Below are 20800 nucleotides of genomic sequence, written 5' to 3'. Positions count from 1 at the left end.
GATCGCAGGTGTGGTGCAGTCGAACACTTCGGCTGCACCACACCTCGAATATGAGATGGTTCGGTTGGGTTAGTCGTCAAGGCTTTCGCGCACGCGCTTCGTGGCCTCGACCATATGTTCGAGACTCGGCCAGGTCTCCTCGTTGCCGCGAGTCTTCAAACCACAGTCCGGGTTGATCCACACCTTGCTGACGTCCATCTTCGCGAGGATCTCGCGGATGCGCGCCTCGATCTCGTCGACGGACGGGATGCGCGGCGAGTGGATGTCGTAGACGCCGGGGCCGGCTTCGGTCTCGAAGTGGGCGTCATGGATCGCGTCGAGCACCACGAGGTCTCCACGGGAGGCTTCGAACGAGATCACGTCGGCGTCCATCGCATCGATGTCGGAGATGATGTCGTTGAACTCCGAATAGCACATGTGCGTGTGAATCTGCGTGTCGGGCTGGACGGCCGAATGCACCAAGCGGAACGCTGGAATAGCCCAGTCCAGGTATTCGGAATGCCAGTCGGATTCACGAAGCGGCAACTTCTCGCGCAGTGCAGCCTCATCGATCTGAATGATCTTGATGCCGGCCTTCTCAAGGTCGAGCACCTCGTCGCGAATGGCGAGGGCGAGCTGCTTGGTCTGCTCCTCATGCGTGATGTCTTCACGCGGCCACGACCAGTTGAGGATCGTCACCGGGCCGGTGAGCATGCCCTTCATCGGCTTATCGGTTCGAGACTGCGCGTAGGCGCTCCATTCGACGGTGATCGGCTTGGCGCGCGACACGTCAGACCAGATGATCGGAGGCTTGACGCAACGCGTGCCGTAGGACTGCACCCACGCGTTCTTCGTGAACAGGAACCCGTTGAGATTCTGGCCGAAATATTCGACCATATCGTTGCGTTCGAATTCGCCGTGCACCAACACGTCGAGGCCGATCTGCTCCTGCCTGCGGATCACCTCATCGATCTGGGCGCGAATGAACTCATCGTATTGCTCCTGCGTGATCTCGCCCTTGCGCAGGCGGGCGCGTTCGGCACGCACCTGCTTGGTCTGCGGGAACGAGCCGATCGTCGTCGTCGGCAGCAACGGCAGGCCGAGCGCCTCACGCTGCAGCCTCTGACGTTCCTCACGGGCTGGCTGGCGCACATAATCGGCGTCCGTCAATGCGGCGATGCGCTCGCGCACCGCCTCGTCTTCCGCGACGCGCGTACCGTCGAACAACGCCTGGTTGGCGGCGAGCACACTCGACGCCTTCTTCTCGTCGTCGCTCAACTGCACGAGGTCGGCGATCTCACGAACCTCTTCAAGTTTCTCCACGGCGAAAGCGAAGTGGCGCAGCACGTTCTCGCCCAGCTGCTCCTCACCCTGCGTGCTGAACGGCACATGCAACAGCGAACAGGCGGAGGCGACCGCCACGTTCGGCGTCACCTTCTGCAACGCTTCGACCAACGCGATGCTTTGCGCGTAATCGTTGCGCCAGATGTTGCGTCCGTTCACCACGCCGGCGAACAGCGTGGTGCGCGCCGCCACGCCGTGCTTCTCCACGGCCTTGAGGTTCGCGTCACGGCCTTCGATCAGGTCGAGGCCAACGCCGTCGAATTCAAGCAGCTTCACCGTCTCATACACGTCGGCGATATTGCCGAAATACGTGTTGAGCAACACGTTGACATGGCCCTCGCCGGCATCCCTGGCCGGCAGCAGGCGCGTGTACAGGGATTTGAACAATGCCACGTCGCCATCGTGCTTGTCGAGCACCAGGTATGGTTCGTCGAACTGCACCCACTGTGCGCCAAGTTGGGCGAAGCGTTCGAGCACCTGCGCGTAGACGCCACTCACCGCGTCGATCAGGCCGGCGTCGATCGTGAGCTCCTGCGCCTGCGCGTTGCGGGCGAGCTTGAGGAACGTGTATGGGCCGATCAGCACCGGCTTGGTTTCAATGCCCAACGATTTGGCTTCCAGGTATTCGTCGAACGGCTTCGTGCCATTCAACTTGACCTGTGTGGATGCGTCGAATTCGGGAACCAGGTAATGGTAGTTCGTCGTGAACCACTTCTTCATCGGCAACGCGGTCACGTCGCCGCGTTCACCCTGGTAGCCGCGAGCCATGGCGAACAGCGTCTCCTCGGGGTTGTCGAACGACAGTCGACGGTAGCGTGCCGGGATCACGTTCAGCAGGATCGCGGTGTCGAGCATCTGATCGTACAGGCTGAAGTCATTGCTCGGAATCAGGTCGATGCCGGCATCCTGTTCGAGCTTCCAGTGGCGCACACGCAGTTCACGCCCAGTGGCACGAACATCGTCGAGCGTGGCATCACCCTTCCAATAGGCTTCGATGACTTTCTTCAATTCGCGGTTGCGACCGATGCGCGGGAATCCCGAGATGGACGTCACAATGGCCATGAATCCTCCAATAGTTCGAACGTGCAATGCAAACCACGTTAGCAAAACAATCGAGGAAGAAGCCGTGTTTTCTTGAGAAAACGCATAGTTGTTTTCTTTTGGATGCTATAAAACGAATTTATAGCGGAACGCTTCATCGGCGTTCGGGGTTATGGCTGACCGCTAGAAATCCTTCGGCGTGAGCACGGCGATGAGGTCGGCCTGATGCACATCCCATTTCCTGAACGGAATGTCGGAGCCGAAGATCGCGATGCCCGCGGTCGTCATTCCCAGATTCAGCAGATCAAGCTGACTAGGGTCGGATTCCGTGGACGCCAACCATTGGCTTGCAAGGGAGACGACTGGCTCATGACTGATCACCAGCAGTGTGTGGCGCTTCTCCTTGCAGCCTGCGAGCACGTCGAAAATGGATTGGATGCTCTCCTCATACAGGCTTTTGTGGTAGTCGACCTTCGGATCATCCCCGAACACCTTGAGCATGCGCTCGCAGGTCTGCTGCGCGCGCGTGGCGCTGGAGCAGTCGATCTGGTCGGGAACGAGGTTCATGTCGCGCAGCCCTTTGGCGACGCGTTTCGCCTGCTTGAGCCCCTTGTCGGTCAGCTGCCGTTCGAAATCGCCTTTGCTGCTGGAGGGTTCCGTCTTCGCATGGCGCATGAGGATCAGAACGTATTTGTGATCCTTCGCCTTTTTCGCGACTTTCTTGAGATTCATCCGTTCCACCTCACACTCGGTCTGTGATGCCACTCATCCACAATCCTAGCGAACGCGCTCCGTGTTCACTGCGCGGAATCAGCATCCCCGTCATCGCCCGCCACGTCGTCGAGATGCTGTTGCTGCATCTGCAGATCACGGAGCACCTTGCGGAGCTTGCGGTCGGAGATGTCGCGCAGCTCAAGATCCTCCAACGCATCCCTGCGCTCGTCGGGAGTGAGCGAATCGATGTCTGTGCTTGTGTCTTTCGTGGCACGTTCACGCTTGCGCAACGCATCGCAACCGGGAGCCATGGCACGTGAGATGACGAGGAATCCCGTGTGCCCGATCATCTGATGGTCAGGGCGCACCGCCAATCCCTGTGCCTTCCAGTTGCGTTCCATCGTCTCCTGGATCTGCGGCTCCGTCCAATGCTGTGAATCACGTAATGCCTCCGCCATGCGGCTCATCTGCGTCGTCGTGGTGATGTAGGCGACGAGCACGCCACCTGGCGCGATCACGCGATACGCCTGTTCCAAACGATTCCACGGATCGAGCATGTCGAGCACGATGCGGTCGTAATGATGTTCGGGCAACGTGGCTGCGACGGAATCGAAATCCCCCACCTCGAGCGTCCACCATTGCGGGCGAAAACCGTAATACAACGTGGCGTTCGCCTCGGCCACACGCGCGAAATCAGGGCGCAGTTCGATCGTCGTCAGCGATCCCCGATCGGTGACCGCATCGAGCAGATGCAGGCTCATGGCCCCCGATCCTGCACCGGATTCCAGCACACGAGCGCCAGCGCGAATGTCACCGAGCTCCAGCACCTGCGCGATGTCTTTCGGATACATGATCTGCGCGCCACGCGGCATCGACAGAATATAGTCGGCCATACGCGGGCGCATGACCGCGAACTGCCAGCCGCCTATCGCACGCGTACCCTTCCATGGCTTGTTCGCATCCCGTTGCGGATGCCGGGCATCGAACTGGTCTTCACGTTTCGCACTTACCGTGGTCACGATGCCGCCTTCGCTCATGCCGATCACATCATCATGCCTGATGATGCCATGCGACGTCTGCGTCACTCCTCCGGGCACCAGTTGGTCGGTGATCTTATTCGATTTGCGGTCAGTGAACTGCACTTTCTCACCGGATTGCAATGGCCCTCGGCGCATATCGCTCCTCACATGTGGTTGGCGGCTGTATTCCGCGCTCAAGCATACACCGGCCGGTTCGTCGGCGAATCTCAGCGTGCGTATGCGCTCCAACGGCCGCCGATGTGATGCACGTCAAGATCCATGCCGAAAATCGAGCTCAACCGGTCACCGGTCAGCCCCTCTTCCAAACCGCCCGCATAGACGATCGTGCCGGGTGCGGGGTCGAGTGGATTGCGCTGTTCGCCTTTTCCCATGCGTCCCATGATGGCTATGTGGTCGAACCCTTCGGGAATCTCCTCCAAGTGGTGGGTGACGACGATGATCGTACGCGGATCATCACGAAGCCCACTCAACGAGCGGATCGTGATCTCGCGCGCCCCAAGATCGAGGCCGGTGGTCGGTTCGTCGAGAATCAGCAGCTCCGACTGTGCCATCAGCGCGCGGCAGATCAGCGTGCGCGTCTTTTCTCCTTCCGACAGGAGTCCGAACCGTTTGCCGGCCAAATATTCGATGCCGAAATCACGCATCAGCGCGCGGGCGTGAGCATACTCCTCAGCACTGTATGTGTCTTTCCACCGGCCGGTGGTCGATTTCAACGCGGTCACCACCACGTCGAGGGGGTCCTCGTTCGATGGGAACGCGCGTGAAAGTTCCGCGGAACTCAATCCGATGCGGTTGCGGTACGAGAACACGTTCACTTTGCCCAAGCGGTTGCCGAGAATGTCGATATGGCCGCTCGAGGGGAACGAGCGTGTGCTCATCATCGAGATCAGGCTTGATTTGCCGATGCCGTTGGGCCCGAAGAGAATCCACTTCTCGCCACGGGCGACGTCGAGATTGACGTTCTGGATGATGACGCGTCCGAACCGGCGCAGCTCGACATCGTGCAACGACAGTGCGGAACCGGCATGCGAAGTAGGTGAAGATGATTCTTGCATGCGCTCACCTTAGCAAACATGCGATGCGAGCGACGCCAACAATGTCATATTGTGCACTGTGGTCATATTCGCAGATCCATGTCGGCAACAACGATGGTGGCGCGAAACCCCTCCATTGCGGGTTCCGCGCCACCATCATGCCGCGTATCGAGCATCATCATGCTCGAATCCGGCGCTTTTATTTGTTCTTCGCAGCGCGTTCCTCGAGGACGCTCTTGTAGACGTCGACGGTCTGGTCGGCGATCGATTCCCAGCTGAACTTGTCGCGCGCACGATCATGACCACGTTCGCCCATCGTCTTCGCACGTTCCGGATCGGCGAACATCTTGTTGATCGCATCAGCCAGATCATGCACGAACTTCTCGGGATTCGTCGGCGTGCCGGTGCCGTCGTGCTTCTGGTCGATGGGTACCAAGTAGCCGGTCTCACCGTCGACGACGACTTCCGGAATGCCGCCTGTGGCCGTCGCCACGACGGGCAGGCCGCATGCCATCGCCTCAAGGTTCACGATGCCCAACGGTTCGTAGATGCTCGGGCAGATGAACGCATCGCAGCCATGTTCGAGCGCGTTGAGCTCGTTCTTCGGCAGCATCTCCTCGATCCAGACGATGTTGCCGCGCTGCTCGTTGAGGCGCGCCACGGCGTCTTTCACCTCCTGGCCGATCTGAGGGGTGTCAGGGGCGCCGGCGCACAGCACCACCTGAATGCTCGGGTCGACGAAGTGCAACGCCTGCAGCAGGTATGGCAGTCCCTTCTGACGGGTGATGCGGCCGACGAACAGCAGCGTCGGCTTGCTCCTGTCGATGCCGTAACGGTCGAACACCTTCCACCCCTCGTCGTCGGCGGCCGGGGTCTCGAATTCGGAAAGTGTGATGCCGTTGTGCACCACGACCACCTTGTTCGGATCCACGTTCGGGTATGCGGCCAGAATGTCTTCGCGCATGCCGCCGGATACGGCGATGATGCGGTCGGCGTGCTCGTAGGCGTCGCGTTCCGCCCAAGAGCTCAGATTGTAGCCGCCTCCCAATTGCTCGCGCTTCCACGGGCGGAACGGTTCCAGCGAATGCGCTGTGATGACGAGCGGAACATCGTGGAGCAGCTGCGCCGTGCGGCCCGCCAAGCAGGTGTACCACGTGTGTGCGTGCACCAGTTCGCCGGAGACGTCGTTCGCCATCTGCAGGTCGACGCCGAACGTCTCGATCGCGGCATTGTCTCCTTTGAGTTCCTTGGGAACGTCGTAGCCCACCACTTCGAGTGAACCGTGCTCATCGGTCTGGGTAGGCAGGTCACGCGGACCGTCAAATGCACGAACCGTCACATCGATACGTTCGGCCAGCACCTTCGCCAGCTCTTCGACGTGCACGCCGGCACCACCATACACATGCGGCGGATACTCACGGGTAAGAATGTCGACTTTCATGGATGACCTCTTTCGTAGATGTCTGTCGTTATTCACAATACGGCGTGAATCGCAACAAAACCACGGCGTGTCAAGCATTCGGAGAATGACAACGTGTGCAATTTCAATCAGACCGACGAAAAGAGGTCATCCGAAATAAAAATGTCTAAAATATAGCGATACGTACCGTCGGTGAGAAAACATATAAGACCGTGCGTTCCACGTTCGTGATCAACGATGAGGGCAAGATCGTGTTCGCCGGTTATGACGTGAATGTGAATGGTCAGATCGACGAACTGCTCAAGCAGATCGAGAAGACCAAGTAACATACATTCGCAAAACGAAGGGGTCCGGAAGATATCCGGCCCCCTTTTCGTATTTGCTTATGCTTGCAGATATCGCATCCACTCGATCAAACTGCGGTACCGTTCTGGTCGAGATTCGGGTTGTTCTTCGGATCCCCAGCAGTGAAGAACAGGCTGATCACGCCGCATGCGAAGATGGCCGACACGGTGATGATGGCCCACAACGGCAGATTCGGGATCCACATCACCACGAAGAACGCGATGGCGGAGAGCACGATGACGATCCAGCTGCACACGCGCGCCCACTGGCGTGCGGAATGAGGAGCACGAATGACCTTCGGCGGGTCATAGTTGTTCGGATTCGTATCCATCGCAATCTCTTCGTATTTCTCCTGCTCGCTGCTCGTCGGCTTCCACGGGCCGGTCTTGCCTTCCTTGAGACGGCGGGAACGCTCCTGCAGTTGCCCCTCATCAATCATGCCGCCGCGGCCACGACCCTGAGTCTGATCGTATTGCTGCGGTACACCTTTGTTCTTTGCGCGGCGCTCAGCACGATTTGCCATAATCTCTCCTTTGCACAAGTTCAGGTCACTACATGCCACTGTAGCGCATCACCGCTATTTAGGCTCCTGCAAAAACTCCACGAATGCACAGGAGCCTTTCAACGTTAAGCCATCCGAAGCATCAGCGAGGCAACGCCATTGGACGCTGCGAAGCCGTGATCGGGGCGGGAAGTTCGGTGGCGCCCGTCAGGTACTTGTCGACCGCCGCGGCACAGGAACGCCCTTCCGCGATGGCCCACACCACAAGACTCTGACCGCGTCCTGCGTCGCCGCAGGAGAACACGCCGTCCTGTGAGGTTTGGAAACCGTCGTTACGCGCCACATTGCCACGGCCATCGAGCTCCACTGGCAGCTGTTCGTTGAGCGTGGTCGTGTCTGGATGCAGGAATCCAACGGAGATCAACACCAGATCGGCCGGGATCACGCGCTCGGTGCCGGGTTGGCGGGTGAACGGCCCATCGGCGCCCGGAGCCACCGATACCACTTTCAAACCGGTGACATGGCCGTGCTCATCGGCGATGAACCCTTCGGTCTGCGTGTTGTTCTCAACACTCACACGGCTGTTCTCCTCATCAGTGCCCACGAAATTCACCGAATCCGTGTTGTAGACGTATTCACCGCCCTCTTCCATCGAAGAGGTCTTCTGGTAGAGACGGGCGAACGTCGGCCAAGGCTGGTTGTCTGGGCGTTTCGCCGGCTCCTGCGGCATGATCTGCAGCACCGTCACATCTTTTGCGCCTTGGCGAATCGACGTGCCCAAGCAATCGGAACCCGTGTCGCCGCCGCCGATGATGACGACGTGCTTACCTTCGGCTGTGATGTTGTGGATCGGCTTCTTGCCGAACACTCGACGCGTGGCGTCCGGAAGGAATTCCATCGCGAAATGAATGCCGTCGAGCTCACGGCCTGGAATCTTCATGTCGCGTGGCACGGTCGAACCGATGGCCACGACGACGGCATCGAACTGGCTACGCAGATCATCCCACGAAATGTCTTTGCCGATCTCCGTGTTCGTGCGGAATCGCGTGCCTTCGGCCTCCATCTGCTTGACGCGGCGATCGAGCAGACTCTTCTCGAGTTTGAAATTCGGAATGCCGTAGCGCATCAGGCCACCGATTTCGTCATCGCGTTCGAACACGACGACGGTGTGGCCGGCACGCGTCAGCTGTTGCGCACAAGCCAATCCCGCTGGGCCTGAGCCGACGACGGCGACCGTCTGATCGCTGAGACGCTCCGGTGGAAGAGGCTCGACGAAGCCGCTGCCCCACGCCTGATCGATGATGGTCACCTCGTCGTTCTTGATCATCGTCGGAGGCTGGTGAATGCCCAGCACGCATGCCGACTCGCATAGGGCCGGGCAGATGCGTCCGGTGACCTCAGGGAAATTGTTCGTCATCGACAGACGGTGATAGGCGTCTTCCCATTTGCCTTGACTCACCAGATCGTTCCATTCGGGAATCAGATTGCCCAACGGGCATCCCGACATGCAGAACGGCGTACCGCAATCCATGCAACGGGAGGCCTGCTCCACCGTCCAGCTTTGCAAACCCGATTCAGCATGGACGTCGAGCCAGTCTTTGACTCGCTCCTCAACGGGGCGTTCGGCCAGTTCCCGACGTGTGCGAACCTTCAGGAATCCACGTGGATCACCCATGTCAGCGCGCTCCTTCCATCACATGCTCGTAAGTCTCTTCCCAGACTCCGGGCTCGTTGAAATCAATGTGTTCGGCTTCCGCCGTCTTCATGGCATCCGTCATGGCGACGAACTGCTTCGGCACCATGTGTGTGAATCGTTTCGCGGATTCGCTCCAGTTCTCAAGCAGTTCCTGTGCGGATCTGGAACCGGTTTCCTGCGCATGGCGTTCGACGAGCGTGCGGACGATGCCGTTCGTGGTGTCGTCGAGCGGCTCGAACAGCAAGGTTCCCGCGGCGGATTGCGGATTGACCTTGTTCATGTCGAGGTCGAGCACATAGACGTGGCCTCCGGAGAAGCCTGCGCCAAGGTTGCGGCCAGTGGATCCCAGAATCACGACGGTGCCGCCGGTCATGTATTCACACCCGTGATCGCCGACGCCTTCGACCACGAAGGTCGCTCCCCCGTTGCGCACGCCGAAACGTTCGCCGGCTCGACCAGCCACGAACATTTCGCCGGACGTGGCTCCGAAACCGAGCACATTGCCTGCAATCACGTTCGTATGCGGGTCAAAGGTGATGTCACTCTTCGGCCTGATGATCAGACGGCCGCCGGAAAGACCCTTGCCGGCATAGTCGTTCGTCTCGCCGACGATGCGGATCGTTTCGCCTCGCGGAATGAACGCGCCGATGGATTGGCCACCCGTGCCGTTCATCGTCATGTCGATCGTATCGTCCGGCAGGCCTTCTTCGCCATACCGTTTGGTGATCTCATAGCCAAGCATCGTGCCGACCGTGCGGTTCACATTGCGAATATCGACGTCGAACCGCACCGGTCTGCCATTCTCAAGAGCATCCTGAGCCTCGGCGATGAGCTGATTGTCGATCGCCTTGTCGAGCTCATGGTTCTGCTCGATCGTCTGATGCAGCACCGTTCCGGGCACCGGGCCGGACTGCATCAGCACATTGCTCAGATCGACGCCCGCGGACTTCCAACGTTCGATCGCCTCGTTCTGGTCGAGGCATTCCACGTGGCCCACAGCCTCCTCCAATGTGCGGAATCCGAGCTGCGCAAGCAGTTCGCGCACCTCCTGTGCGATGAACATCATGAAGTTGACAACATGCTCGGGCTTGCCCGTGAAGCGTGCACGCAATTCGGGATCCTGTGTGGCGATGCCTTGCGGGCACGTGTTCTTCTGGCAGGCTCGCATCATGACGCAGCCCTCGACCATCAAAGCGGTCGTAGCGAAACCGAATTCCTCGGCTCCGAGCAGGGCTGCGATCACCACGTCACGGCCTGTTTTGAGCTCACCATCGCATTGCACGGTGATGCGCGAGCGCAAGCCGTTGAGAATCAGCGTCTGCTGGGTTTCCGAAAGACCGATCTCCCAAGGTGTGCCCGCGTGACGGATCGCGTTGAGCGGTGCCGCGCCGGTACCGCCGTCGTAACCGGAGATGAGCACCACGTCGGCATGGCATTTCGCCACGCCCGCGGCGATCGTGCCGACGCCGAATTCGGAGACGAGCTTCACATGGATGCGTGCCTTCGGGTTCGCCATCTTCGCATCGTTGATCAGCTGCTTCAGGTCTTCGATCGAATAGATGTCGTGGTGCGGTGGCGGCGAAATGAGTTCGACACCAGGCGTGGCATGACGCACCTCGGCGATCCACGGCGGCACTTTCGCACCGGGCAGATGGCCGCCCTCGCCCGGCTTCGCGCCTTGGGCGAGCTTGATCTGCAGGTCGGTGGCATGCACCAAGTAGTCGCTCGTCACGCCGAATCGCGCGGAGGCGATCTGCTTGATCTTGCTGCACAGTTGCGGATCGTTCAAACGCTCCGTCGACTCGCCGCCCTCGCCAGAATTCGAACGGGCTCCGATCGAATTCATCGCGATCGCCAGCGTCTCATGCGCTTCCTTCGAAATCGACCCGTAGCTCATGGCACCGGTGGAGAAACGCTTGACGATTTCGCTGGCCGGTTCGACCTCGCTGATGTCGATCGGCTTGCGCTTCGAATTGAATTTCATCAGGCCACGAAGCGTCATCAGACGGTTCGACGTGTCGTTGATGTGCGCCGAGTACTTCTTGAACATCTCATAGTCGCCGCGTTGCGTCGACTGCTGAAGCAGGAAGATGGCCTCCGGGTCGTTGAGATGCTCCTCACCGGTGCGACGCCACTTGTATTCACCGCCGGTGCGCAGCACGCGATGTGGAGTTGCCGTCCATTGGTTCGGATAGGCCTCGTGGTGACGAATGGCCACTTCTTCGGCCAGATCGTTCAGATCGCAGCCGCCGACGCGAGAAACCGTTCCGGTGAAGTATTCGTCGATGATGTGCTGGTTCAGGCCGACCGCTTCGAAGAGTTGGGCTCCGCGATAGCTCATGATCGTGGAGACGCCCATCTTGCTCATGATCTTGAGGACGCCGGTCGACAACGCGTTGCGCAGATTCTCAATGGCCTGCTGGGGCGACACCTTCACATAGCCGCTGCGTGACAGCTCTTCCACGGACTCGAATGCGAGGTATGGGTTCACCGCCGCCGCGCCGTAGGCGATCAGCAGGGCCACATGGTGGATTTCGCGAACGTCTCCCGCCTCGACCACCATCGAGATCTGCGTGCGCGTATGGGTGCGCAGCAGGTGATGCTGCACGGCCGACGTGAGCAGCAGCGACGGTATCGGAGCCATCATATGGTTCGAGTCACGGTCCGAAAGCACCAGGAAGTTCTTGCCGTCTTCGATCGCCTGATCGATCTCGTCGAAGATCTCCTGCAGTCGCGCTTCCAAAGCGTCTCCGCCGCCGGCCACCTGGTACAGGCCTTTGACGATATACGGCTTGTAATAGCCCTCGAGCTGCGCGGCGCGGTCGATTCGTTTGAGCTGCGCCATCTCGTCCGAGGTGATGACGGGCTGTGGGATGATGACTTTCTTGGCGTGCAATGCGCAATCATCGAGCAGGTTCGGTTCGGGGCCGATCGCCGAGGCGATCGACGTCACGATCTTCTCGCGTTCCCAATCGAGCGGAGGATTGGTCACCTGCGCGAACTTCTGCATGAAATAGTCGAAGAGCATGCGACTGCGGTTCGACAGCACCGACAATGGGATGTCGTTGCCCATCGATCCCAATGGCTCCTTGCCGGTATTCGCCATTGGAGCCAGCACCATCTTAAGCTCCTCCTGCGTGTAGCCGAAGGCACGCTGGCGACGGTGAACAGAGCGATCCGAATAGTTGATGTGCTGACGTTCGGGCAGCTCCTTCATTTCCACGGTGTTGTTCTCGACCCATTCGCGGTATGGGTGCGCAGTGGCCAGCTCATGCTTGATGACGGTATCGGGAACCAGTTCGCCTCGAGTCGTGTCGATGAGGAACATCTTGCCGGGTTCCAAGCGCCCCTTGCGCACGATGTGCTTTTCTTCGACCTGTGGAAGCACGCCGCTTTCGGATGCGAGCACCACATATCCGTCATCGGTGATCTGCCAGCGGCCAGGGCGGAAACCGTTGCGGTCGAGCACGGCTCCGACGAGCTCACCATCGGTGAACACGATGTCGGCCGGACCGTCCCATGGTTCGATCAGCGTGTTGTTGTATTCGTAGAAGGCGCGAACGTCGGCGTCAAGCTCCGTGTTGTTCTCCCACGCCGGGGGCACCATCATCAAAATGGCGTGCGGCAGTGAACGGCCTGCGAGATGCAGCAGTTCGAGCACTTCGTCGAACGTGCCGGAGTCCGAATACCCAGGGGTCAGAATCGGCAGCAGATCATTCATTTCACCGAGCAGTTCGGAGCCCAGCCTGCCTTCACGGGCGGTGAACCAGTTGCGGTTGCCCTGAATAGTGTTGATCTCACCGTTGTGCGCGATCAGACGGAACGGTTGGGCGAGAGGCCATGACGGGAACGTGTTCGTGGAGAAGCGTGAATGGACGATCGCGATGGTCGTCTTCATACGCTCGTCAGAGAGGTCCGGGAAGAACGGTTTGAGCTGCATCGTCGTCAGCATGCCCTTGTAGGTGAGCGTCATGGCAGACAGCGATGCGAAATAGATGCCGACCTCATGCTCGGTGCGCTTGCGCACGCGATACACCTTTCGGTCAAGATCGATTCCGGCGAGGCGGCGTTCAGGGTCTGCGAGCACCAGCATTTTGAATGACGGCATGCTCGCCAGAGCCTGAAGTCCCAAGCCATCGGGGTTCGTCGGAACCTCACGCCATGCGAGCACTTCCAAGCCTTCTTCGTCGGCTATGCGTGCAATGGCCTGCTCCTGCTGCCCCGAAACCGCGATGTCGCGGTCGAGGAATGCGATGCCGGCCGCATAGTGAAGCGCCTCCGGCAGCTCGGCATCGATGACGGCGCGCATGAACTCATCGGGCATGCTCATCAGAATGCCGGCGCCATCACCTGTGTTCTCCTCCGCGCCTACGGCGCCACGGTGATTGAGATTGATGAGCACTTCGATGGCGTCATCGACGATCTTGCGCTCAGGTCGCTTGTTGAGGGTGGTGACCATGCCGACACCGCAAGCGTCATGTTCGGAAGCGGGATCATACATTCCCTCCGGACGATGAATCGTCAAATCTAGCGGGCTTGAAAAAGTCACCGCGATCACCTCTCCTTCATGGGCATCCATGGGTTTCGTGTTCCACTTAGGTTACCGGGCGCGCATGTCGAGACTACGCGGGTCTTCCGCATATCGGAGAACCCGGCTCCTGTCAATACTCGGCTCGCGCACGAACGGGAATCAAGACTTTCAGCATTCTATTTCCCGCATTATTACGGAAGTATGTCGAACGCTCGATACCAGTTCAGATGCCCAAATATTGAGATGAGGTGATGTGCGTGAGAGTTCAAATATTGATTATTCGAGTGAATCGAGAAGACGTTCGATCACCAGATCATTGAGCAAACGTCCACGCAGCGTCGCGATGATGCGCTCACCGTCACGCGTAACGAGACCCTCTTCTACCAAAGAATCCACAACATAATTCGTGATCCGCCTACCGGTACGCTCGGTGAACGCGTCGAGGTCGAACCCCTCGTGCAGACGAATGCCGAGCATGATGATTTCCTCGGCGTTCTCCGCGGCGCTGATCAGTTCATAGCCTTGCCATGGCACGCGGTGATTGGCCAATGCGACCGCCCAGACACGCGGATGAGGAATGTCCCAAGCACGAAGCGAGCACGCCTGTTCAGCAGTGCTCGCACTGGCTGCGATCTCAACACCCGCCTTGGCATCCTGTTGTTCAGGGTCGGCGACGTTGAACACTTCACCGTAGTGGCTGTGCGCTCCGGGGCCGATGCCAGCCCAATCCACATTGCGCCAATACCCGAGGTTGTGACGGCTTTCATGCCCCGGCGCCGCCCAATTCGAAATCTCATACCATTGCAAACCGGCTTCGCTCAGCATCGCATCGGCGATCTCGTATTTCGCGGCCTCGTCATCGTCGTTCGGTGCCGCTATCTGCCCACTGGCGATTTGCCTGCCCATCTTCGTATGAGGTTCGATCGTGAGCGCATACGCGGAGATATGGTCCACGCCAAGCTCGATCGCCGTCTGCACGCTTGCACACCAGTCGGCAAGGCTCTCCCCCGGAGCGCCGTAGATCAGATCGACGCTCACTTCGAAGCCGAGCTCCTTGGCGATGCGCACATTGTCGATGACGTTGCGCGGATCATGCGTACGGTCGAGTGTGCGCAACACATGCGGGACGCTCGATTGCATGCCGAACGAAATGCGCGTGAATCCGCCCTGCCGCAATGTGTGCAAGTATTCTCGATCCACGGAATCCGGGTTCGCCTCGGTCGTGATCTCGGCATGTTCTTCCATTCCCCACAGTTCACGCACGGTATCGAGCATCGTCACGAGATCCTCGGCCGGCAGGATCGTCGGCGTGCCGCCGCCGAAGAACACGGTGGAAGCAGGAGGCTCGTGTATGCCGTGAGCCTCCTGCCAAGCATGAACATGCCGCATTTCCAAGCATGCGAGCGTCGCGTAATTCGCGCGCGACGCCCCCTCGCCCAAATCCAGCGCCGTGTATGTGTTGAAATCGCAGTAGCCGCAGCGACGAATGCAGAACGGCACATGCACATACACTTCGAACGGTTGGCGCATACTAGCCTTCGCTCTTCTGCGCCGCACGGATCTTGTCTTTCGTGTCGCGGTCGTTTGCGCTCTCGCCGGTAGACAGCGCGGCTACGAAGGCCTCCTGTGGCACCTCCACATGGCCGAGCATCTTCATGCGCTTCTTACCGGCCTTCTGCTTCTCCAACAGTTTCCTCTTACGTGTGATGTCGCCGCCATAGCACTTCGCAAGCACATCTTTACGCAGTGCACGAATCGTCTCACGGGCGATGATGCGCGAGCCGATGGCCGCCTGAATGGGGATCTCGAACTGCTGGCGCGGAATGAGCTCACGCAGTTTCTTCGTCATCATCACACCATACGAATACGCCTTGTCGCGGTGCACGATCGCGGAGAACGCGTCGATTCTCTCGCCTTGAATCAGAATGTCTACCTTGACCAGATCGGCTGCCTGTTCGCCGTCCTCATGATAGTCGAGTGAAGCATAGCCTTTAGTGCGGCTCTTCAGCTGGTCGAAGAAGTCGAACACAACCTCGGCGAGCGGGATGCGGTAATGCATCTCCACGCGTTCGGTCGACAGGTATTCCATCGTGCTCATCGTGCCGCGATGTTCCTGGCACAAATCCATGACCGCGCCGATGAACTCCTTCGGCGTGATGATGTCGGCCGCGACCATCGGCTCGACTATCTTCTTGATCTTGCCTTCGGGGAATTCACTTGGATTCGTGACGATGTGCACCTTGCCGTCTTCGGCGGTGACCTCATAGGGCACGTTCGGGGCTGTGGAGATGAGGTCGAGTCCGAATTCTCGGCTCAGGCGTTCGGAGACGATCTCCATATGCAGCAGTCCGAGGAAGCCGCAGCGGAAGCCGAAGCCCAGTGCCACCGACGTCTCCGGCTCATAGACGAGCGCCGCATCGTTGAGCTTGAGCTTGTCGAGCGCTTCGCGAAGTTCGGGGAATTGGGCGTTGTCGATCGGGAACAATCCCGCGTAGACCATCGGCTGAGGATCCCTGTAGCCGGGCAACGGTGTTTTCGCCGGATTCGCGGCGGATGTGATCGTGTCGCCCACCTTCGACTGGCTCACGTCTTTCGCGCCGGTGATCACGTAGCCGACCTCGCCCGCTCCCAGTGCACGGGTCGGCATCATGTCGGGGCTGATCACGCCGATCTCGATGGGGTCGTATGTCGTGCCGACGCTCATCATGTGCAGTTTCTCACGGGAACGCAGCTCGCCGTCGACCATGCGGATGTAGGTGACGATGCCGCGGTATGAGTCATACACTGAGTCGAATATCAACGCGCGGGCGTCGCCCTTCGGGTCTCCTTTCGGAGCGGGAACGTCGACGACGATGCGGTCGAGCAGCTCCTTGACGCCTTCGCCTGTTTTGCCTGATACGCGCAGCACGTCACTCGGCTCGCAGCCGATCAATCCTGCGATCTCGTCGGCGTGCTTGTCGGGTTCGGCGCTCGGAAGGTCGATTTTGTTGAGCACCGGAATGATCGTCAGATCATGGTCGATGGCCAGATACAGGTTGCTCAGCGTCTGTGCTTCAATGCCCTGGGTGGCGTCCACCAGCAGCACGGCGCCCTCGCATGCCGCCAATGCGCGCGACACCTCGTAGTTGAAGTCGACGTGGCCGGGGGTATCGATCATGCCAAGCGTATATTCCTGACCGTCATAGGTCCAAGGCACGCGGACGGCCTGGGATTTGATGGTGATGCCGCGCTCCTGCTCGATGTCCATACGGTCGAGGAAGCGATCGCGCATCTCACGTTCGGGAACGATGCCGGAGAGTTGCAGAATGCGGTCGGCAACGGTTGACTTGCCGTGGTCGATATGCGCGATGATGCAGAAATTACGAATCAACGACTGATCGGTGAAACCCGGCTGGTTATGCTGCTGGCTCACGAACCCTCCTATAAATCGGTAACTGTATGATTCTACCTACATGTCACGGCAAGCACACCGCTCTTCACAGAACATTGCCGGTCTGCCATTTATCTGCGTGCCATGCTATCATCTCTTTTCGTATGTCCTTATAGAAATACGTCGTTTGGAGAATACACAGTGGCAAACATCAAGTCGCAGAAGAAGCGCGTTCGCACTAACGAGAAGGCGCATCAGCGCAACGTTGCGGTCAAGTCCGCACTGAAGACCTACGTCCGTCGCACCCGTGAAGCCATCGCTTCCGGTGACAAGGCCGCAGCCGAGGCTGCTTTCGCCATCGCCGGCCGTAAGCTCGATCAGGCTGCTGGCAAGGGCGTCATCGCAAAGAATCAGGCTGCAAACCGCAAGTCCAGTCTGGCTCTGCAGATCAACGCCATGTGATTTGATTCACATCGTTTAATAATGCCTCCGGTCACATGACCGGAGGCATTATTTATTTCCCCTCATTCTGTGTGTTTGTTATTCTGCGTGTTTGCTTTGCCGTGTGTGCGAATGGAATCATGTGCAGTAGAGTCCGAACTCTTCGGTTGTTCTTCAGCACGTTGAGCTGCAACTGGTTGAGGGACCAGCAACGGGTCGAAATCATCATCCGAATCGTCGTTGGGCATGCGGTTGAGCACTTTCTTCGGTAAATGCACGCGTTGTCTTCGCACGGCACCAGGTACTTGAATATTGAACTTCACCGAGCAGAGACGCAGCAGAATCACGACGAGCACAATACCGATGTCCAGAATCATCTCCGTCGCGTCCCCGATGCGGTGAGCGGTGTGCGCACGCCACACCCACACCGTGAAGATGCTGCCCAACACCGCCGGAACAATGTAAAAATGCGGGTCGCGGATCACCATAGGCACCTCATTGACGAGAATATCGCGGATCACACCGCCGCCCATCGCCGTGAACGTGCCTAGGAACACGGCTGTCATGCCCGACGTGTTGTAGAGCAACGCCTTGCTGGTGCCATTGACCGCGAAAAGCCCCAATGCCAACGCATCGATGGTGATCATCGACCATTTGAGCTTATTGACCTCCGGGTGCACCACGGCGACCACTGCACCGGCCGCGAACGCGGTGAGCACCGACCCCATGTCGGAGATGCCCACAGGAGGCAACGCGCCAAGAAGAATATCGCGCACAATGCCGCCTCCAAGAGCGGTGAGCCATGCGATGATGATAATCGACGAGACGTCGTAGCGTTTGCGTACGGCCGTCAAACCGCCACCCATGCCACAGCAGAAAATCGCCAGATACTCAACCGCCTGGAAAAAGGGCGTGCTCTGCAACGCTATCTCCATTGACGCTCTCCCCTCCCGCTTCTTTCTGCTCGCTAAGGTTTATATTTTCAGTACGAAACCAACAACAGCCTACAACGAAACTAGAACGACAATGGGGTTGACGCATGTGCGTCAACCCCATTCATTATGTCGGATTGAATGTATCCGCAAAGATCAGAAGATCAGCAAACCTTCCACATCCAGTTATGTGGATCCTCGATCTCACCGAGCTGGATGCCGAGAAGCTGGTTGCGGATTGCCATCGTCAGTTCTCCGGGCTGGCCGTCGGCCACGGTCACGTCGAAGGTCTCCGACTTGAAGCGGCCGATAGGCGTGACGATAGCAGCGGTGCCGCAGGCGAACACCTCGGTGACCTTGCCAGACTTGATGTCTTCGAGCAACTGGTCGAGGGCGATCATCGTCTCGACAACGTCATGGCCGTCGTCTTCGAGCAGCTGGATGATCGAACGGCGGGTGACGCCTGGAAGGATGTTGCCGGTCAGGCTTGGAGTCTCCACATGGCCGTCGGCATAGACGACCATCATGTTCATGCCGCCCAGCTCTTCAAGGTAGGTCTTGGTTGCCGCGTCGACGAAGCAGACCTGCTCGCAGCCTTCGGCAATGCCACGGTATTCGCCAAGCAGCGAGGCGGCGTAGTTGCCGCCGCACTTCGCGAAACCGGTGCCGCCAGGGCCGGTGCGGAACCACTTGTCTTCCACCCAGATGCTCACCGGCTTGACGCCGCCGGCGAAGTATGGGCCTGAAGGCGAAGCGATGACGCAGTAATCCACTTCCTCAGGAGCGCGCACACCGAGGAACGGTTCGGAGGCGAACAGGAACGGACGCAGATACAGCGTGTATTCACGGCGGGCAGGAACCCACTTAGCGTCTTTCTCGACCAAAGCCGCACAGGAACCAAGGAAATCGTCGATGGCGACCTCAGGCAGGTAGAGGCGCTTAGCCGAATTCTGCATGCGCTCCGCGTTGGCGTCCGGGCGGAACAGCCAGGTCGAGCCGTCCGCATGGCGGTAGGCCTTCAGGCCCTCGAAGCATTCCTGAGCGTAATGCAGCACCGAGGCGCCCGGGTCAAGCTTCAGCGGCGCGTATGGTTCAATGCGGCGATCGCTCCACCCCTCACCCTTGGTCCACGTCATGTGAGCCATGCTGTCGGAGAACACCTGTCCGAATGCTGGCTTGTCGATCAGTTCTTCACGCTTGGCGTCAGATGCCGGATTGTCGTTGGGCAGAACCGTCCAATTCTGCGCGAGCTTGTCGAGTGCTGCCGGATTGTGATGGGAATCATTGGTCATGATATTGCTTCTTCAAATATCGAATAGTGGTCGTGGATGGTTTCTACAGCGCTTGTGGCGCTGATTTGTCTGTTACTTTATGCAAGGCATGCTACGAAACCGTGCAGGTGATTCACAATATGAAATTTCTTTCCGCGAGCTGAAATGTCAGCGTGAGGTTTATTCGCGCGCGCGAAAAACAGTGTATTGCCATACAAATAGTGGGGTCTGCCCGTTTCCAGGCAGACCCCACTATCAAAATCAGACTAATCGTCTATGCCGTTCTTGCCATGAGATCAGGCTTCCGCAGCAGCGGTGTCGTCCTTCTCATCCTCGGCAGGAACCTCGTCGGCCGGCTCAGCGGTCTCGAAGTCAGCTGGTGCTTCCTGCGGGATCTCGACGGTGACGACGGACTCTTCCGGATCGGCGATGTCGAGTTCGACGCCCTCAGGCAGCTTGAGATCCTTGGCAAAGATGTTGTCGCCATCCACAAGACCTTCGACGGAGACGACGATGCGCTCCGGCAGATTGTTGACCTCGGCACGAACAGTGAGCTGCTGCATGTCGACAACGGCGATGGCGCCGCCCTTCGGAGTGCCTTCGACGAAGACTGGAACCTCGACCTCGATCTTCTCGCCGGCCTTGACCTCGTAGAAGTCGATGTGTTCGACGATGCGCTTGACAGGGTTGCGCTGAACGTCCTTGACGACGGCGAGCTTGGATTCGGCGCCGTACTTGATGGTGAACAGAGCGTTGGTGTGACGCAGAGCCAGCGTGGTCTCACGCATCGGCAGCTTCACATACACCGGCTGCTCGCCGCCTGCATAGACGGTTGCAGGAATTTCATGAGCGACGCGCATACGGCGGGCAGGGCCCTTGCCGAACTCGGTGCGCAGTTCGCCTTCGAGCGTGATGGTTGTGCTATTTGCCATATTTCCTCCTTGTTCTGAATTGACGCATCAACGAGCCAAAGCAGTGCTCAAGGAGCCCACTTTCTGCCGAGTCGATGACGGAAGCAACAGCTTCCCTCGCCAAAGCAACGTTTCTAGAATAGTGTTTGCATTTGACAACTCCGATGATGGTGGAAACACTACGGCAACGGCACGCATACGCTACGATGCCGGTTAGAGCATATGATTG

General features: G+C 58.8%; 14 protein-coding genes. 1 reads left to right on the top strand and 13 read right to left on the bottom strand.

All coding sequences use genetic code 11. The features are described 5' to 3' along the window. Window positions 1-69 precede the first annotated feature (69 nt). The 10 genes from metE to lepA form a co-directional block, all read right to left on the bottom strand. Window positions 70-2385 (bottom strand): 5-methyltetrahydropteroyltriglutamate--homocysteine S-methyltransferase, encoded by a 2316-nt coding sequence (metE, locus tag GSD1FS_RS01945; RefSeq protein ID WP_155588122.1) that lies wholly within the window; start codon window positions 2383-2385, stop codon window positions 70-72. A 162-nt stretch (window positions 2386-2547) separates the two neighbouring features. Beyond that, the gene (locus GSD1FS_RS01940; RefSeq protein WP_155588121.1) at window positions 2548-3096 is read right to left on the bottom strand and encodes a SixA phosphatase family protein; all 549 of its coding nucleotides are present in this window, start codon (window positions 3094-3096) and stop codon (window positions 2548-2550) included. A 65-nt stretch (window positions 3097-3161) separates the two neighbouring features. Next, the gene (locus GSD1FS_RS01935) at window positions 3162-4253 is read right to left on the bottom strand and encodes a tRNA (adenine-N1)-methyltransferase (protein ID WP_155588120.1); all 1092 of its coding nucleotides are present in this window, start codon (window positions 4251-4253) and stop codon (window positions 3162-3164) included. A 71-nt stretch (window positions 4254-4324) separates the two neighbouring features. Beyond that, the gene (locus GSD1FS_RS01930) at window positions 4325-5173 is read right to left on the bottom strand and encodes an ABC transporter ATP-binding protein (RefSeq protein ID WP_155588119.1); all 849 of its coding nucleotides are present in this window, start codon (window positions 5171-5173) and stop codon (window positions 4325-4327) included. 178 nt (window positions 5174-5351) lie between these two features. Next, complete coding sequence (gene glgA, locus GSD1FS_RS01925) at window positions 5352-6593, bottom strand: glycogen synthase (protein ID WP_155588118.1); 1242 nt, start codon at window positions 6591-6593, stop codon at window positions 5352-5354. A gap of 391 nt (window positions 6594-6984) precedes the next feature. Continuing rightward, a complete protein-coding gene (locus tag GSD1FS_RS01915) occupies window positions 6985-7440 on the bottom strand; it encodes a tripartite tricarboxylate transporter TctB family protein (protein ID WP_155588117.1) in 456 nt (151 codons plus the stop codon). A gap of 121 nt (window positions 7441-7561) precedes the next feature. After that, window positions 7562-9094, bottom strand: a complete 1533-nt coding sequence (locus GSD1FS_RS01910) for a glutamate synthase subunit beta (RefSeq protein WP_155588116.1) — start codon at window positions 9092-9094, stop codon at window positions 7562-7564. A 1-nt stretch (window position 9095) separates the two neighbouring features. Then, entirely contained in the window at window positions 9096-13616 is a 4521-nt protein-coding gene (gene gltB / locus GSD1FS_RS01905; protein WP_196425001.1) for a glutamate synthase large subunit, read from the bottom strand. A 306-nt stretch (window positions 13617-13922) separates the two neighbouring features. Continuing rightward, window positions 13923-15176, bottom strand: coding sequence for a radical SAM family heme chaperone HemW (gene hemW, locus GSD1FS_RS01900; protein ID WP_246165694.1), 1254 nt, complete (start codon window positions 15174-15176; stop codon window positions 13923-13925). A 1-nt stretch (window position 15177) separates the two neighbouring features. Continuing rightward, window positions 15178-17058, bottom strand: a complete 1881-nt coding sequence (gene lepA, locus GSD1FS_RS01895; RefSeq protein ID WP_343030160.1) for a translation elongation factor 4 — start codon at window positions 17056-17058, stop codon at window positions 15178-15180. 159 nt (window positions 17059-17217) lie between these two features. On the opposite strand from lepA, the gene rpsT reads away from it, so the two are divergent. Continuing rightward, window positions 17218-17478, top strand: coding sequence for a 30S ribosomal protein S20 (gene rpsT, locus GSD1FS_RS01890; RefSeq protein WP_343030159.1), 261 nt, complete (start codon window positions 17218-17220; stop codon window positions 17476-17478). A gap of 62 nt (window positions 17479-17540) precedes the next feature. Here the strand turns inward: rpsT and GSD1FS_RS01885 are convergent, their stop codons facing one another. From GSD1FS_RS01885 to GSD1FS_RS01875, 3 genes are all read right to left on the bottom strand, one after another. After that, window positions 17541-18392, bottom strand: a complete 852-nt coding sequence (locus GSD1FS_RS01885) for a trimeric intracellular cation channel family protein (protein ID WP_155588113.1) — start codon at window positions 18390-18392, stop codon at window positions 17541-17543. A gap of 161 nt (window positions 18393-18553) precedes the next feature. Beyond that, the gene (locus GSD1FS_RS01880; RefSeq protein ID WP_155588112.1) at window positions 18554-19681 is read right to left on the bottom strand and encodes a branched-chain amino acid aminotransferase; all 1128 of its coding nucleotides are present in this window, start codon (window positions 19679-19681) and stop codon (window positions 18554-18556) included. Between the two features lie 275 nt (window positions 19682-19956). Further along, complete coding sequence (locus tag GSD1FS_RS01875; RefSeq protein ID WP_155588111.1) at window positions 19957-20592, bottom strand: 50S ribosomal protein L25/general stress protein Ctc; 636 nt, start codon at window positions 20590-20592, stop codon at window positions 19957-19959. Window positions 20593-20800: the final 208 nt, after the last annotated feature.

The sequence above is a fragment of the Bifidobacterium canis genome (assembly GCF_009727065.1).
GTDB classification, from domain to species: Bacteria; Actinomycetota; Actinomycetes; order Actinomycetales; family Bifidobacteriaceae; genus Bifidobacterium; species Bifidobacterium canis.
The sequence above is the reverse complement of the archived record's forward strand: the minus strand, read 5'-3'. Positions and strand labels throughout refer to the sequence as shown.

Bases quoted from the DNA above. Each gene is read 5' to 3' on its own strand.
- metE (WP_155588122.1), bottom strand. From the start codon at position 2,385: ATGGCCATTGTGACGTCCATCTCGGGATTCCCGCGCATCGGTCGCAAC.
- GSD1FS_RS01940 (WP_155588121.1), bottom strand. From the start codon at position 3,096: ATGAATCTCAAGAAAGTCGCGAAAAAGGCGAAGGATCACAAATACGTT.
- GSD1FS_RS01935 (WP_155588120.1), bottom strand. From the start codon at position 4,253: ATGCGCCGAGGGCCATTGCAATCCGGTGAGAAAGTGCAGTTCACTGAC.
- GSD1FS_RS01930 (WP_155588119.1), bottom strand. From the start codon at position 5,173: ATGCAAGAATCATCTTCACCTACTTCGCATGCCGGTTCCGCACTGTCG.
- glgA (WP_155588118.1), bottom strand. From the start codon at position 6,593: ATGAAAGTCGACATTCTTACCCGTGAGTATCCGCCGCATGTGTATGGT.
- GSD1FS_RS01915 (WP_155588117.1), bottom strand. From the start codon at position 7,440: ATGGCAAATCGTGCTGAGCGCCGCGCAAAGAACAAAGGTGTACCGCAG.
- GSD1FS_RS01910 (WP_155588116.1), bottom strand. From the start codon at position 9,094: ATGGGTGATCCACGTGGATTCCTGAAGGTTCGCACACGTCGGGAACTG.
- gltB (WP_196425001.1), bottom strand. From the start codon at position 13,616: ATGTATGATCCCGCTTCCGAACATGACGCTTGCGGTGTCGGCATGGTC.
- hemW (WP_246165694.1), bottom strand. From the start codon at position 15,176: ATGCGCCAACCGTTCGAAGTGTATGTGCATGTGCCGTTCTGCATTCGT.
- GSD1FS_RS01885 (WP_155588113.1), bottom strand. From the start codon at position 18,392: ATGGAGATAGCGTTGCAGAGCACGCCCTTTTTCCAGGCGGTTGAGTAT.
- GSD1FS_RS01880 (WP_155588112.1), bottom strand. From the start codon at position 19,681: ATGACCAATGATTCCCATCACAATCCGGCAGCACTCGACAAGCTCGCG.
- GSD1FS_RS01875 (WP_155588111.1), bottom strand. From the start codon at position 20,592: ATGGCAAATAGCACAACCATCACGCTCGAAGGCGAACTGCGCACCGAG.